The following is a 247-nucleotide window of genomic DNA, read 5'->3' as shown; positions in this document are numbered from 1 at the left end:
AGCCATCCCGCGTATCGGCCATGAGGTGATTGTCAGCTTCCTCGAAGGCGACCCGGACCAGCCTATCGTGACAGGCAGGACCTTCCATGCCACCAATCCGTCGCCGTATCCGTTGCCGGAGCATAAGACCAAAATGGTGATTCGCTCCGACACGCATCAGGGAGACGGCTACAACGAACTGTCTTTTGAAGACGAGTCAGGGCGGGAGAACATCCATCTTCACGCCCAGAAAGACATGTCGGTCAAG

At 56.7% G+C, this 247-nt stretch carries 1 protein-coding gene; it reads left to right on the top strand.

Annotated elements, in window-relative coordinates:
- A partial coding sequence (locus H0248_RS21700) for a bacteriophage T4 gp5 trimerisation domain-containing protein (RefSeq protein WP_219609343.1) occupies positions 1-247 on the top strand: 247 nt, incomplete at both ends.

Origin of the sequence: Pectobacterium brasiliense (assembly GCF_013449685.1) — a bacterium.
GTDB lineage: Bacteria > Pseudomonadota > Gammaproteobacteria > Enterobacterales > Enterobacteriaceae > Pectobacterium > Pectobacterium brasiliense_A.
Note: the sequence above shows the minus strand (reverse complement) of the source record. Positions and strands in the feature narration are given on the sequence as shown.